This is a genomic window from Carnobacterium sp., assembly GCF_045617425.1.
GTDB lineage: Bacteria > Bacillota > Bacilli > Lactobacillales > Carnobacteriaceae > Carnobacterium_B.
This window is the reverse complement of sequence record NZ_JAZLIO010000003.1, coordinates 194,349-208,196: the sequence shown is the minus strand read 5'-3', so window position 1 is coordinate 208,196 and position 13,848 is coordinate 194,349. Positions and strand designations below refer to the sequence as shown.

Genomic DNA, 13,848 nt, shown 5'->3' with positions numbered 1-13,848 from the left:
CCTAATTCCTTTCTTTACTTTGCTGATAATGCAAACGCTCTTCTTGTTCTTGAGCGTATTTTTCTGGATTTTTTTGATAAAACTCCTGATGTTGTTCTTCAGCTGGATAAAAAGGTTTAACCTCTTCAATTACTGTTACAATAGGATTTTTATACTTTCCGCTTTCGCTTAACAGTTGTCTGGATTTCTCCGCAATATTTCTTTGGTTCTCATTCAGAACAAAAATGACGGGACGATAGTTGTCTCCCCTATCTTGAAATTGACCCATTGCATCTGTGGGATCCGTTTGATTCCAATAGATGTCTACCAATTCCTCATATGAAATAACTGAAGGATCAAAGGTTATTTCAACTGCTTCAGTGTGTCCAGTTGTTTGAGTTAACACTTCTTCGTAAGTAGGATCAATGGTATGACCTCCAGTGTAGCCTGATACAACATTTTCAATTCCAGGTTGCTCATCAAAAGGCGAAACCATACACCAAAAGCATCCTCCTGCAAAAATAGCCGTCTCTTTCACTTATCTCATCCTTTCCCACTTCTTTTCACTTTAATCAGCTGGAACGTAAACGTTCACTCGAATATCATTTTCAGCTAAATTAATTTTATCCACTGAAAAATGAATACCGCTATCTAAAGTAAATTCATTTAAATTAAAAACAATCGTTTCTTGTTCACTATCAATCGCTACCCAATCCGGAATATTCAATTGATTTTCAATTTGATTCATCGCAAAGGTAATCGGGACGTTAAATTTCCCAATTGAAAGACCAGTTGCCTTAAATTGTAAATTGCCATTTTCCATAACAAATGGTTCTAAAAATAACTGGAATTGGATATCATGACCAAACAATTGGAAAGTACCCACTAATTGTGCTTGCTCTTCCAATCTAAACTGGTAATTAACGGGACCTTTTACAATTTTTTCATCTTTAAGATAAGAAGCTACCAATTGATTAACGTCATCTTTTTTTGTTGACACTTGAAACATGACTTCATCTTTAGTGTCTATGGTCTCAAGATTTGGTTCTCCTATCATAATAGGAGTCATTTGAGTAAAGGCCCAGATAATCATGCTTACTACCACTGAAAACAATCCCAGAAAAGCCCATTTCCAACCATTTACTTTATTCTTTTGCTGATCTTTTTTTTTCTCCATAACACACCTTTTACTTTCAAAAAAAATTCTTTTTAATTATTTACGATAGCCTTAAACAATACCTCACCCATCAATTCATAACCGGCTCTATTAGGATGAAATAAGTCTTCTTCGTACAAATAGGGATTAACAACTTTTGTTGCATTACTATTTTGGTCATCCGACAACTGATTTTCTTTTCCATCTGACTCTGAGGATTGATTAAATAAGTTAGATATTGAAAGAAAAACAGCATTATCTGTTTCATTTACGATTCCTTGCGTTTTTTCGTTCCATTTATCTACTATCGTTTGCATTTCAGTGATTTCAGGAAAATAAACATAATAGGGATTGTAGATACCAAAAACATAAACTTCAATCTGAGGATTTATTTTTTTTATTTCCGTTAAAAGACTCTTCAAGTTTTGTTCATACGTTTTTTCTGGAGCAATAAATTTTTGCTCGTCGATGGTCAAAAAATCTTTTTTAAATGTCTGGATAATATCATTTCCACCAATAGTTAAAACTACTATATCAGCAGTTTGAATGTCTTCTTGCATCGTTTCATCTTCGTAAAATCGTTTTAATATTTGGTCACTTCGATCTCCACTCTTTCCATAATTGCTCGTAGTCACCTCTTGATAATTTTGAGTTTCTTCTAGTAATTCATCGACAATCGAAACATATCCTCCGCTGTTAGTAGAATCTCCAACACCTTCAGTTAATGAATCACCAATAGCAACAATATGAAGCGGTTCTTTCTTTGTTTCTGTTGTCTCTTGATCATCATTCGAACGAGTTCGGAATAAGACTGTCAGAGTACCCAACACTAAAACAATTCCAATAATTAAAAAAAGGAAGCTTTTTAGAATTGATTTTCCTTTTTTCATGATAAAAACTCCTTTACCTGTAAATATATGGAAATAGTATACCAAATTCTTTATTCTTCGTATACCATTTATAAAGGAAGAATGTGTTTACCTTTTTCGTACAAATGTTTCAAAAGTATGAGGGTATTTATTGCGTTCATCTAAGATACCCTCTTCTGTTTTTTCAAGTTTCCATTTTGTCCAATCTATTTCTGGAATAAAGGTATCTCCTTTAAACTCACCTTCGATCATTGTGCGGTGCAATACATCAACGTCATCCATAAAGAAACTGAATACATTAGATCCCCCAGTAATTAACGTATCTCCAGAGTAGTCTTTTGCAAAATCCAACACTTCTTCCCGGCTGTGCATGATTTTGACCCCATCTGCTTGGTAATTAGGATCAGTAGTTAAAATAATATTGATACGATCTGGTAAAGGGCGTTTGTTCATCCCTTCAAATGTTTTTCTTCCCATCACTACAGCGTTATTTATAGTCATTTGTTTAAAAAACTTTAAATCGTTTGGCAGATACCAAGGCAAAGTACCTTTATACCCTATTGCCCCATTTTTATCTTGAGCCCATAAAAAAGCAATCATTTCATTTCCTACTTTCTCTTCAAATTAAACAGCTATTGGAGCTTTTATTCCTGGATGAGGATCATATCCTTCAATTTGTATGTCCTCCATCTCAAAATCAAAGATACTAGTCTTTGTTTCATTCAATGCAATCTTCGGAAAATCTCTAGGCTCTCTTGCTAATTGTTTTTCCATTTGCTCAAAATGATTTGAATACAGATGTGCATCACCTAACGTATGAACAAAATCTCCAACCTCTAAACCAACCTCATGAGCTATTAGATGTGTTAATAGTGCATAGCTCGCAATATTAAACGGTACACCTAAAAAGATGTCTGCACTTCGTTGATACAATTGGCAGCTTAATTTTCCATCAGCAACATAAAATTGAAATAATGTATGACAAGGAGGCAAAGCCATATTAGGAACGTCTTCTGGATTCCATGCTGAAACAAGCATACGCCTTGAATCTGGTGTTGTTTTGATTTGGTGAATGACTTCTTTCAGTTGATCTATGGTCTCTCCTTGGGTTGTTTTCCATTTTCTCCATTGTGCTCCATATACATTTCCCAGTTCACCGTATTTAGCAGCAAATGTGTCATCTTCTAAAACACGTGTACAAAAGACTTCTTTTTCGCCATCATAAACTGCTTTAAATTCTTCATCAACCAAGGCTCTTCTGCCGAAATCAGTCATATCAGGTCCCAAATATTCTTCACTTTTTACAAAACGCTCAAAAGCCCATTCATCCCAAATATGGTTATTGTGTTGCAATAAATAACGAATATTTGTATTACCTTTAATAAACCAAAGCAATTCACTTTTAATCAAACCAAAGGGGACTCTTTTCGTTGTTAGTAAGGGGAAGCCTTTTTGTAAATCAAATCGCATTTGATAACCAAAAAGACTTTTAGTTCCTGTTCCTGTCCGATCTGTCTTTACATGACCATCTTCCAAGACTTTTTTTCCTAAATTTAAATATTCTGATTCCACCATTTTACCTCCTATAAATTAATCATTCGCATATTGGCTTAAATATTCCCAACGATTCATTTTTTCTTCTAATTCTTTTTCTAAAGTAGCTACTTGTTCTTGTTGTTCTTGTAATAAACTGAAATTACTCCCAGCTTTTAACATTTCTTCTTTAAGCGATTCTATTTTGTTTTCAAGGTCAAGCATCTCTTCTTCAATCGTGCTCCACTCTTTTTGTTCTGTAAAAGTTAACTTCACTTTTTCATTAACCTTAATTGATTCAGGTTGTGTAGCAACTTTTGCAACTGAACCACTATTTTGAACAGAGCGACCTTGTTTTTTCTCTTGTTCTTCTTCTATATAATCTGTAATACTTCCATAAAATGGTCTGATTTTTCCATTACCATCAAATATCAGCAATTTTTCTACTGTCTTGTCTAAGAAGTAACGGTCATGGGAAACTGAAATAACCGCTCCAGGAAATGTTTCAATATAGTCTTCCAAAACTGTTAAAGTTGCGATATCTAAATCATTTGTCGGCTCATCAAGCAACAATACATTTGGTTGTTGCATCAATAATTTCAACAGATATAGGCGTCTTTTTTCTCCACCAGATAGTTTACCAATAAGTGTACCATGCGTATGGCGCTCGAATAAGAATTGTTCCAATAGATTGGTTACGCTGATTCTTTCACCATTGGTTGTTTCCACTTCTTCTCCAACTTCTTGTAAATAAGATATAACACGCTTATTGGGATTCATTTCTTCAATTACTTGCGTAAAGTACGCGATTTTTACAGTTTCACCGACAACTATTTCACCTGAATCTAATGGGAATCTACCAGCTAATGCATTTAAGAAAGTTGATTTACCCGCTCCATTTTCACCGCTGATTCCAATTCGATCTTTCGTTTGAATCAACATGTTGAAGTGATCTAGGATTACTTTCCCACCTAAATTAAGCGACGCATCCTTCAACTCAAATACTCTTTTCCCTAAACGAGAACCTTCTAAATTCATTTCAACTGATTCATCAACGTTTGATTGATTTAAATTGTCTTCTAAGTCTTTAAACCGACCGATTCTAGCTTGTTGTTTTGTTGATCGTGCTTTTGCTCCAGTACGCATCCAAGCTAGTTCTTTCGTATACATTTGTTTTCTTTTATGGTCTGCTACTACAGCAGCTTCTTGTCTTTGAGCTCTTTCGACTACATATTGTTCATAATTTCCTGTATAAAAAGTCGCATTTCCATGGAACAATTCAATCATTCGATTAACGATACGGTCCAAGAAATAACGGTCATGGGTTACTAGCAATAAAGCTCCTCGATACGAACTTAAATAGCCTTCTAACCAAGTAATCGTTTCAAAGTCTAAGTGGTTTGTAGGTTCATCTAAAACGAGTAAATCGGGTTCTTGAATCAACACTTGTGCTAAGCCAACACGTTTTCTTTGTCCACCAGATAGCGTTCCTACCAATTGCTCTAGATCAATGATTCCAAGTTTGTTCAAAATCATTTTTGCATTTGTATCAGCTATCCAAGCATTTTCATCATTCATTGCCTGTTCAGCTCTTGAATATCTGTTTTGGCTTTTTTCATCCATTGGATCTGCTGTTAATAAATCTAAAGCTCTTTCGTAGTTTCTAACAGCGGCTAAAATAGGTGTATCTCCCTCAAAAACAGCATCGAAAACGGATTTATCTGGATTCAATGCTGGTTCTTGCATCAAATAACTGATGGTATAATCTTTTGGTTTTTGGATACTGCCTTTTTCAGCACTATCGTTTCCAGTGATTACATTCAGTAGGTTTGTTTTACCAGAACCATTTACACCGATTAGGCCAATTCTTTCGCCTTCCATTATTGAAAAATTGATGTCATCGAATAATACTTTTTCTCCATAGGTTTTTGTTAAATTCTGTACTTTTAATTCTTTCATTTTTTATCTCCACTTTCCTCTATCAATCATTTTCATTCATCTTTAACATTCTACCATTTTTTATTCATAATATCTTTAAGTTGATCTAATTAAGTTTTATTCATCAATTTTTTAAATTGTGCTAAATCCTTATGAATGGTTTCAACTAATTCTCGATTGTAAAAAATAGACGCCGGATGAAACGTTGGAAAAACGTCATAATGTTTTTCAGTCCAAGTATACGTATTGTCTTCTGAAGAAACTAAACGCATTACTGGCCCATGATAAAGTTTCCCATGTTGCTCAGAAACTTTCATTTTTGGACCGAGCAACCTTTGTAATCCTATATTCCCCATCGTCAAAATATAAGGTGTCTGGATCGTTTCTATTTCATAATCTAATAAAGGCGCGTGAGCAATCAGTTCTTTTTTTGTGGGTGGGCGATTGTATTTTCGAGAAACAAGTTGATGGGTTTTACGATCCATTTTTTCTTTATATCGGTACGGTCGACTTCTAAAAGCACTTGAAATATAAACATCCGTACGATTAACTTCCAATAATTCAAAAAAACGACTAAGTTCCTTACCAGCCCTTCCAGAGAAAGGAATACCGTTCACTGCTTCCGTCTCTCCGGGAGCTTCCCCTACTAATAAAAACTTAGGATGACGAGGTCCTTGCCCGTAAACAAAACCCTCAACGCTGAACTCTTGTGACCGTTTCTTAGCCATTTCAACTAAATGTTTTGTTAACACCGTATCCAAATCTATCAACCTCCTACAGTTAGTTTATCGTATTTTATTTAAACAAGTGAATTATTTAGTCCTACTTTTTTCAAACCACACACCATTGACGAATGTAGCGTTTATTCCTATAATAGCATTAGGTCCTTTCTTATATTACTGTTAAGAAAAATGACTCGATTCTACTTGAACAGCTTATTAGGGGAGGGTGTCGTAGATGGAAAAAGGAAGAGTTAAATGGTTCAGTAATGAAAAAGGTTATGGATTCATTGAATACAACGAAACCGAAGACATTTTTATTCACTTTACAGGAATTGCTAATGAAGAAGAGTTTAAATCGCTAAGCAGCGGACAACATGTTTCTTTTGAAATTTTAGAAGGTACAAGAGGCCCTCAAGCAACTAAGGTTATCGTTGTTGACTAACCACACCCTATTAACTAGATATATTTGTTAAAAACACCTAAAAAAACGATACACCTTTAGGCGTATCGTTTTTTCTTATTCAAATTTAGATAATTCGTCCCACTTGTTTTTCTCTTCTAAAAAAATCAATGGTAGATTCTTTTTTAGATATTTATAAAATTTCTTTTTGTTTTTTATGTTTAAATAAATATGAACTACTTTATCTTGAGTTAAACATAAACTAACTTCTCTTTTAGCAGAAAAAGTTATTTTTTTTATTTCATTTATTGGAATACACTTGTTACGCATTCCTCTATAATAACTAATTTTCAAGCTATTATTTTTTATCCGTAGAGTAGAACCTAGGCCATAAAATATAAGTATTGCCACAAGAATCGCCATAAAAATAAGTATTAAATTAAACGTTTGTGTTTCCAAAACTACAATCAGTAGCGAAAAAAATAGTAACCAGCAAATTGACCAATAAATAACTTGAAAAGCTGGTTCTAATGAAAGGGGAAATTTTACTCGAGAATTCTCATCCAATATGTTGCGCTCCTTATACGAAAGTACTGTTATTCTAACATACCCCAACTTAAAAACCCATTTAAAAGAAAGGAAATGAATGGAATATGATAAAACTATATACAGACGCTTCTACAAAAAATAATCCTGGTCCAAGCGGTGTGGGGATTGTTATCAGTTCTGAAAACAGATATGAACAATTATCTATTCCACTTGATAAAGAAATGAGCAATCATGAAGCTGAATTTGAAGCACTTCTAAAAGGACTTGATTATTTAATTGACCATCAATTAAATGTTGAAACTTTAATGGTATATACAGATAGTAAATTAGTAGCTTCTGCAATTATAAAAAACCACGTAAAAAAAGATATCTTCAAAATTTATCTTGCCCTTATCATAGAAAAACTTCATCACTTCCCTTTATCTTTTGTTCACTGGATTCCACAATCTCAAAACAAAGGGGCAGATCAATTAGCAAGACAAGCTTTACAAAAAATACTTTTAAAAAACTAACCTTTATTAAGAAAGAAATTTTTCTTATAAGGGTTAGCTTTTTTATTCTTATTTTTACTTATGCACGTGGCGCTCTGGGGGGACGTTCGCCCCAAAATTGGAATAAGTCCGTTCTTAAAGCTCCATTATACAATTTACGCTTCTTAGTAGCTCTTTCACCATAAAAAGTTTCAAAAGCTAGATCACTTGTAATAATGTATTTGCTCCATGTTTTTAGCGGACGATAGACTTGTCCCATTTGTTTGTACAAGTAGTGAACTTCATTTTCTTCACCTAATCGTTCTCCATATGGAGGATTAGCCAAAATCACACCGTATTCTTTTTCTGTCGTAAAGTCAGCTACCTGCATTTGTTTGAATGTAATGCTGCTGCCTACTCCAGCTTCATTTGCATTTTCTTTTGCAATTTCAATCATAGTGCCATCGATATCTGAACCCATAATATCCAACTCGATATCATGATCTACTGCAGCTTCTGCTTCTGTACGAACTTCTTCAAAAACGCTTTGATCAAACCATTCCCAATCTTCGCAACTAAATGAGCGATTTATACCAGGGGCAATATTGTGGCCAATCAATGCAGCTTCGATGACGATTGTCCCTGAACCACATACTGGATCATAAAAAGGACGATCTTTACGCCAATTGGTCAATTGAACCAACGCAGCAGCCATGTTTTCTTTTAATGGTGCACCACCTTTAGCAGAACGGTATCCTCGTTTAAATAAACTTGGACCAGTTGTATCTAATGTTAATGTAACTTTGTCTTTTAATAAGGCTACCTCAAGCTGATACAAAGCACCCGTTTCAGGTAATCGAGTATTACGATGATAAACTTCGCTCAAGCGATTAACAATTGCTTTTTTTACAATCGCTTGACAATCCGACACACTGTATAACTTTGATTTTATAGATTTTCCAGCTACAGGAAAATGAGCATCCATTGGCAATAAATCTTCCCAAGGTAATGCCTTTGTTTTTTCAAACAATTCATCAAACTCGTAGGCGTCAAATTCACCAACAATAATTTTGACACGATCAGCCGTTCTTAACCAAAGATTTGTTTTAGCTATATCTTTTTCAGTTCCTTCAAAAAAGACTTTACCGTTCTCTACTTGGCACTCATAACCTAATGCTTTAATTTCTTTTCCTACTAAAGCTTCTATTCCGCTGGCTGCTGTTGCAACAAGTTGAAATTTTTTCATATCATTAATTTCTCCAATTCTTCTCAATTTCTTTATATAAATATAAAACCCTCCAAAAAGGAGGGTTCTATACCTGAATCTGTAAATTTCTGTAAGCCATGTTCTGTCTCAGATAAAAAGTCAGGTCTGTTTTATCCGGAGGTAATTATCTGTCTGCAATTACTGCCTCTTCCATCGGTTCAATTCCCTAGGAAAAGTGCCCCTACCAAAGTTTGGGTTGCTCGCTCGAGGGGTTTACCGCGTTCCACCAATACCGTTTCCCGTATTGCTTCGTCACTGTGGCACTTTCAAGAATACTCAAGCATAGTTTTACAACCTTAGCTCTTTTTTCTGCCGTCTCTCTAAAGTTAAATAGAGGCCCTGGCTTATGATTTCGCCAGGCACGAACACTACAAGCATCGCAGCTTGTGCGAGCATGGACTTTCCTCAGTTTAGTCAAGCTAAACCGCAATTACCCGAAATTTACAAATGTTTTTTTGCTTTTGATTCATTTTAAATTCTTTACTGACTAAAGTTCATCTTCTGTTTCATCTAATTTTGATCCAAATACATGACGTTCTAAATTAGATAGACGTTTTAGGATATCAAAATTAGTCACCGTATTATTCGGTTGAGAAGAATAACTAGGTTTACCAATTGAAGCTTGTTTTGTTAACTCATCAATTTTACTTAATAAACGATCATTTTCAGCTTTTAATTGAGTAATCTCTTTATTGTATGATTCATAATCACGAATCACTTCATCTAAGTATTCATCTACCTCAGTTGGGCTGTAACCGCGCATATTTGTTTTAAATTCTTTTTGAAGAATATCCTTTGTTGTTAATGATCTATTTGCCATGTTTACACCTCTTTGTTTGCTTCATCTTCTAACAAAACATTGTTCTTATTTCTCATTATAACAAAGATTATGAGAAATAAAAACTTATTTTTACATTTATATTGTTCTTACAAGAATAAACTACTAAAATAACTTAGTTTCATAAATTAATCACTCCATTAGTACTCTTCCTCAAGACTACTATTTTGTAATTGGTCAACATCTATTAATCGCAATTCGAATTCTGTTGTTTCTTGTTTCTTTTTTATTGCTTGATAGACAAACTTAGTCTTCCCTTCAAATTCAGGGTCATATACCAATAACGCTGCTTGACAATGATCTAATAAAAATGCTTGATGGTTCTTTAATTGTGATGGATCTTGATACGTTTTATGAGAAGTTGCTTCAACATAGTCTGCTATTTTTTTCAGCTCCATCAATTTACTTTGGTTCTTTTCATTCCAATTTGAACCAAACTCTAAAAAAGGAAAAATAATGCCCACTTTTATGGTTGGATACTCCTTTTTTAATTCATCCACAACTTCAATAGCCCATTGTTCTGTGCCAAACTGCGCACTTGTTAGAACCCATTCAATTCCTTCTTCAATAAACTGACTAATTTCTTGTTTTAAACATTTTTTTATTACTGCTACTTTCGGATCATCATCCTTAAATACACCAAGTTCGAATGTCCGATATCCGCTAATATATAAGTTTCTCATAAACTCATTTGATTCTCCTTTTCTTTAAAGGCCGTTCTTTGATATAATAAACCTTAGGAGTGTGATTTTATTTGGCTATAAGATATCCTAATGGTAAAACCTATATCCATAGTGACAAAGTTCCACCAAAAAAGCAACTAAACAAACAGATGACTTCATTCAGTAAACGAGGTATGTCCTTAGAAGATGATATTAATGCGAGCAATCAATATTATTTAGCAAATGGAAATGCTGTTATTCATAAAAAGCCTACCCCTATTCAAATCGTTAAAGTAGATTACCCAAAAAGAAGTGCAGCTGTCATTAAAGAAGCTTACTTTAGACAGGCATCTACTACCGACTACAACGGGGTTTATAAAAGCTATTATCTGGATTTCGAAGCAAAAGAAACAAAAAATAAAATTTCTTTTCCTTTGAAAAATTTTCATGACCATCAAATCGTTCACATGCAACAATGTATCGAACAACATGCTATTTGTTTTGTCATCATGCGTTTTACTACAAGTGAACGTCTTTTTTTATTAGAAGCAGCTCATTTAATTGAGTATTGGAACAATCAGCAACAGGATGGGAGAAAATCGATTCCATTAAAAGAACTTGAAAAGATTGGATATGAAATGTATTATGAACTTTCGCCGCGCATCCCCTATTTAAAAATCGTGGATCAGCTAATTGCTAAGCGAGAAAAGGTGGACACATTAGCAATAGAATAAATATAGTTCATATAAGAAAGAAATAGTTTATTCTCTTATTAGATTAGAGAATTAAGGAGTAGATTTAACATGTCAGAAAAAAAAGAAATGTCACGTGTATCTAAGAAACAAGCACAAAAATCAAAACATACAAAAAAAGGTAAAAAGAGCAAAAAATCCTCTTCTCCCCTTTGGAAAAAAATCCTTATTGGAATTCTAGCCTTAATAGCAGCAGTGTTGATTGGCGGTATGGGATTATTTGCTTATTACGTTTCTTCTGCACCTGATGTCACAGAAAATAATTTAACCGATACAGTTTCTTCAACATTACTAGATTCAGAAGGAAATGAATTTTTGACTCTTGGAGGAGAAAATCGTGAACTGGTATCAGAGAATGACGTTCCACAAGTTCTAAAAGATGCAATCGTTGCTATTGAGGATCAACGTTTTTATACCCATATTGGTATTGATCCTATTCGTATTGCAGGAGCCGTTGTAGCGAATATCACGGATGGTTTTGCTTCAGAAGGTGGAAGCACAATTACACAACAATTGATCAAGCTTTCTGTTTTCTCAACAGGCGCCGAAGATCAAACGTTAAAACGAAAAGCGCAAGAAGCTTGGTTGTCCCTGCAGTTAGAACAAAAGTATTCAAAAGAACAAATTTTAACTTTTTATATCAATAAAGTCTATATGTCCGACAATCAATATGGAATGGGAACGGCCAGTGAGTATTATTTTGGTAAACCGTTAGCCGAATTAACTTTGCCAGAAGCAGCATTACTCGCTGGAATGCCGCAAGCTCCAAATGCATATAACCCGCTTACCAATCCAGAAGATGCAACAAAACGACGCAACTTAGTATTAGATATGATGGTGGAAAATGAAGCTATTACCTCTTCAGAGGCTCAAGAAGCTAAATCAGTTGATGTTTCAGAAGGTTTAGTCGATCATTCTGGAGAAGAAACAAATAACCTTGTGTTCGACCCTTATGTCAAAGAAGTTCTTGCTGAAGTTGAGAGAAAGACTAATTTAGATCCTTATACATCTGGATTGACTATTTACACGAATTTGGATATGGATGCACAACAACGTCTTTACGATATTGTGAATTCCGATGAATACGTCCTTATTGAAGATGAAGATATTCAAACCGGTATTTCTTTAGTAGATGTCAACACCGGTCAATTAAAAGCTTTAGGTGGCGCACGAGATCAAGAAGTTCAATTAGGAACCAATTATGCTACAGAATTAAAACGAAGTGTTGGATCGAATATGAAACCTTTGTCAACTTATGGTCCTGCTATAGAGTATTTAAACTACTCTACCTATGAACAAGTAGTAGATGAACCTTATACATTTAAGGATGGCTCTCCTGTAAACAACTATGACAACAACTATGAAGGTCAAATTAGCATGCGCAGAGCTTTAGTTGATTCGCGTAATGTGCCAACTACTAAGATTTACAATGACATCCCTAGAGAGCAAGCGGATGAGTTTTTAACCAATATTGGTATTGATACCTCCACTTTAAATACCGATGAAGATGGTTTAGTTGAGTCAAATGCTTTCAATGGAGATATCACTCCCGTTGACTTATCAGCAGCATATGCTGCGTTTGCAAACGGTGGAACGTACACTGAACCTTACACGGTTTCAAAAATTATTTTAGACGATGGTGAAGAAATTAGCTTAAAACCTGAATCGAATAAGGCTATGGAAGAATCAACAGCTTATATGATTACAGATATGTTAAAAGATGTCGCAAGTAATAACTCTTCTAGAGTAGGATTGAATGGTATTCCTCAAGCTGGGAAAACCGGTACGACAAACTATACTCCAGATGAAAAAATTGAACATGGTATCCAAGAAAATGGCGTGCCTGATAAATGGTATACGGGTTACACAACAAATTATGCCTTATCTGTTTGGGTCGGAAAAGATAATTACTTTGATTCAATCGATAATAAAGGCAGCGAACGTTTATTGCCTCAACAAATTTATCAAGCTTTGATGTCATACGTTTCGGAATCCGTTGAATCCAGTGACTGGACAAAACCGAGTTCAGTTGTTGAAGTAGCTGTTGAAAAAGGTTCAATGCCTGCAAAACTTGCAGGACCTAATACTCCTTCAGACAAAATCGTTACAGAATTGTTTGTTAAAGGAACTGAGCCAACTGCAGTAGCTGTTGACAGCTCTGAAGAAGAAAGTGAAGAAGAAATCGAGTTAAATGCACCGGAAGGCTTAACAGCTACCTATGATGAAGAAGCAGATGCTTTATCGATTAAATGGAACGCTTATTCCGAAAAAGATATATCTTATCTGTTAACAATAGGATCTGAATCCTATTCGACTAATGATCTTTCTTATATTTTACAAAATCCTCCTGAAGGTGAAATTTCTATTACACTGGCTGTTCAAGCTGGCGGTCAAACAGGTCCCGCCGCTTCAACGAGCGTCCTCATCCCTCCTAAAGAAGAGGAAGAAGAACCTGAGGAGGAAGAACCTGAAGAAGAACCTGAGGAAGAAAGCAGCGAAAGTTCTTCATCGAGCAGCAGCTCTGAAGAAAGCAGCAGTACTCCACCTGAAAGTTCTTCATCGAGCAGTAGTTCTCAACCTAGCAGTAGTGCTCCACCTGAAAGTTCTTCATCGAGCAGTAGTTCTCAGCCTAGCAGTAGTGCTACTGAAGAATAAGTTTTTTATATATTAAAGTTTATAAAAAAAGCAAGAAGAGGCGTATCTAAAACGATAC

15 protein-coding genes and 1 other RNA gene are annotated in these 13,848 nt (G+C 34.8%); 4 read left to right on the top strand and 12 right to left on the bottom strand.

The annotated features are described in order from the left end of the window. Position 1: 1 nt before the first annotated feature. From msrA to ACKI3H_RS01535, 7 genes are all read right to left on the bottom strand, one after another. Positions 2–517 (bottom strand): peptide-methionine (S)-S-oxide reductase MsrA, encoded by a 516-nt coding sequence (gene msrA / locus ACKI3H_RS01565; RefSeq protein WP_407370548.1) that lies wholly within the window; start codon positions 515–517, stop codon positions 2–4. Between the two features lie 30 nt (positions 518–547). Further along, complete coding sequence (locus tag ACKI3H_RS01560) at positions 548–1,156, bottom strand: YpmS family protein (RefSeq protein ID WP_407370547.1); 609 nt, start codon at positions 1,154–1,156, stop codon at positions 548–550. A 32-nt stretch (positions 1,157–1,188) separates the two neighbouring features. Continuing rightward, positions 1,189–2,025, bottom strand: coding sequence for an SGNH/GDSL hydrolase family protein (locus tag ACKI3H_RS01555; RefSeq protein WP_407370546.1), 837 nt, complete (start codon positions 2,023–2,025; stop codon positions 1,189–1,191). Positions 2,026–2,112: 87 nt separating this feature from the next. Next, on the bottom strand, positions 2,113–2,604 hold the full coding sequence (locus tag ACKI3H_RS01550; protein WP_407370545.1) for a dihydrofolate reductase: 492 nt from the start codon (positions 2,602–2,604) through the stop codon (positions 2,113–2,115). 24 nt (positions 2,605–2,628) lie between these two features. Beyond that, positions 2,629–3,576 (bottom strand): thymidylate synthase, encoded by a 948-nt coding sequence (locus ACKI3H_RS01545; RefSeq protein ID WP_407370544.1) that lies wholly within the window; start codon positions 3,574–3,576, stop codon positions 2,629–2,631. 18 nt (positions 3,577–3,594) lie between these two features. Further along, complete coding sequence (locus ACKI3H_RS01540) at positions 3,595–5,496, bottom strand: ABC-F family ATP-binding cassette domain-containing protein (RefSeq protein ID WP_407370543.1); 1,902 nt, start codon at positions 5,494–5,496, stop codon at positions 3,595–3,597. Positions 5,497–5,585: 89 nt separating this feature from the next. Further along, positions 5,586–6,227: a uracil-DNA glycosylase gene (locus ACKI3H_RS01535; protein ID WP_407370643.1), complete on the bottom strand. Its 642-nt coding sequence runs from the start codon at positions 6,225–6,227 to the stop codon at positions 5,586–5,588. A 205-nt stretch (positions 6,228–6,432) separates the two neighbouring features. Here ACKI3H_RS01535 and ACKI3H_RS01530 point away from each other — a divergent pair, with 205 nt between their 5' ends. Further along, positions 6,433–6,639, top strand: coding sequence for a cold-shock protein (locus ACKI3H_RS01530; protein WP_407370542.1), 207 nt, complete (start codon positions 6,433–6,435; stop codon positions 6,637–6,639). 75 nt (positions 6,640–6,714) lie between these two features. Here the strand turns inward: ACKI3H_RS01530 and ACKI3H_RS01525 are convergent, their stop codons facing one another. Continuing rightward, entirely contained in the window at positions 6,715–7,164 is a 450-nt protein-coding gene (locus ACKI3H_RS01525) for an EbsA family protein (protein ID WP_407370541.1), read from the bottom strand. A gap of 86 nt (positions 7,165–7,250) precedes the next feature. Here ACKI3H_RS01525 and ACKI3H_RS01520 point away from each other — a divergent pair, with 86 nt between their 5' ends. Further along, positions 7,251–7,658: a ribonuclease HI family protein gene (locus ACKI3H_RS01520; protein WP_407370540.1), complete on the top strand. Its 408-nt coding sequence runs from the start codon at positions 7,251–7,253 to the stop codon at positions 7,656–7,658. Between the two features lie 58 nt (positions 7,659–7,716). Here the strand turns inward: ACKI3H_RS01520 and ACKI3H_RS01515 are convergent, their stop codons facing one another. The 4 genes from ACKI3H_RS01515 to ACKI3H_RS01500 form a co-directional block, all read right to left on the bottom strand. Next, positions 7,717–8,862, bottom strand: a complete 1,146-nt coding sequence (locus ACKI3H_RS01515) for a class I SAM-dependent RNA methyltransferase (RefSeq protein ID WP_407370539.1) — start codon at positions 8,860–8,862, stop codon at positions 7,717–7,719. Between the two features lie 87 nt (positions 8,863–8,949). Further along, positions 8,950–9,325: RNase P RNA component class B (gene rnpB, locus ACKI3H_RS01510), an RNA gene on the bottom strand. 45 nt (positions 9,326–9,370) lie between these two features. Beyond that, complete coding sequence (gene gpsB / locus ACKI3H_RS01505; protein ID WP_089974938.1) at positions 9,371–9,703, bottom strand: cell division regulator GpsB; 333 nt, start codon at positions 9,701–9,703, stop codon at positions 9,371–9,373. 158 nt (positions 9,704–9,861) lie between these two features. Continuing rightward, positions 9,862–10,404: a DUF1273 domain-containing protein gene (locus tag ACKI3H_RS01500; RefSeq protein ID WP_407370538.1), complete on the bottom strand. Its 543-nt coding sequence runs from the start codon at positions 10,402–10,404 to the stop codon at positions 9,862–9,864. A 71-nt stretch (positions 10,405–10,475) separates the two neighbouring features. Here ACKI3H_RS01500 and recU point away from each other — a divergent pair, with 71 nt between their 5' ends. Then, positions 10,476–11,117, top strand: coding sequence for a Holliday junction resolvase RecU (gene recU, locus ACKI3H_RS01495; protein ID WP_407370537.1), 642 nt, complete (start codon positions 10,476–10,478; stop codon positions 11,115–11,117). A 69-nt stretch (positions 11,118–11,186) separates the two neighbouring features. Further along, positions 11,187–13,790, top strand: a complete 2,604-nt coding sequence (locus ACKI3H_RS01490) for a PBP1A family penicillin-binding protein (protein WP_407370536.1) — start codon at positions 11,187–11,189, stop codon at positions 13,788–13,790. Positions 13,791–13,848: the final 58 nt, after the last annotated feature.

What these genes read in the sequence shown, in the direction of transcription:
- ACKI3H_RS01560 (WP_407370547.1), bottom strand. Translation starts at nt 1,156, where the DNA reads ATGGAGAAAAAAAAAGATCAGCAAAAGAATAAAGTAAATGGTTGGAAA.
- ACKI3H_RS01555 (WP_407370546.1), bottom strand. Translation starts at nt 2,025, where the DNA reads ATGAAAAAAGGAAAATCAATTCTAAAAAGCTTCCTTTTTTTAATTATT.
- ACKI3H_RS01550 (WP_407370545.1), bottom strand. Translation starts at nt 2,604, where the DNA reads ATGATTGCTTTTTTATGGGCTCAAGATAAAAATGGGGCAATAGGGTAT.
- ACKI3H_RS01540 (WP_407370543.1), bottom strand. Translation starts at nt 5,496, where the DNA reads ATGAAAGAATTAAAAGTACAGAATTTAACAAAAACCTATGGAGAAAAA.
- ACKI3H_RS01530 (WP_407370542.1), top strand. Translation starts at nt 6,433, where the DNA reads ATGGAAAAAGGAAGAGTTAAATGGTTCAGTAATGAAAAAGGTTATGGA.
- ACKI3H_RS01520 (WP_407370540.1), top strand. Translation starts at nt 7,251, where the DNA reads ATGATAAAACTATATACAGACGCTTCTACAAAAAATAATCCTGGTCCA.
- ACKI3H_RS01515 (WP_407370539.1), bottom strand. Translation starts at nt 8,862, where the DNA reads ATGAAAAAATTTCAACTTGTTGCAACAGCAGCCAGCGGAATAGAAGCT.
- gpsB (WP_089974938.1), bottom strand. Translation starts at nt 9,703, where the DNA reads ATGGCAAATAGATCATTAACAACAAAGGATATTCTTCAAAAAGAATTT.
- ACKI3H_RS01500 (WP_407370538.1), bottom strand. Translation starts at nt 10,404, where the DNA reads ATGAGAAACTTATATATTAGCGGATATCGGACATTCGAACTTGGTGTA.
- ACKI3H_RS01490 (WP_407370536.1), top strand. Translation starts at nt 11,187, where the DNA reads ATGTCAGAAAAAAAAGAAATGTCACGTGTATCTAAGAAACAAGCACAA.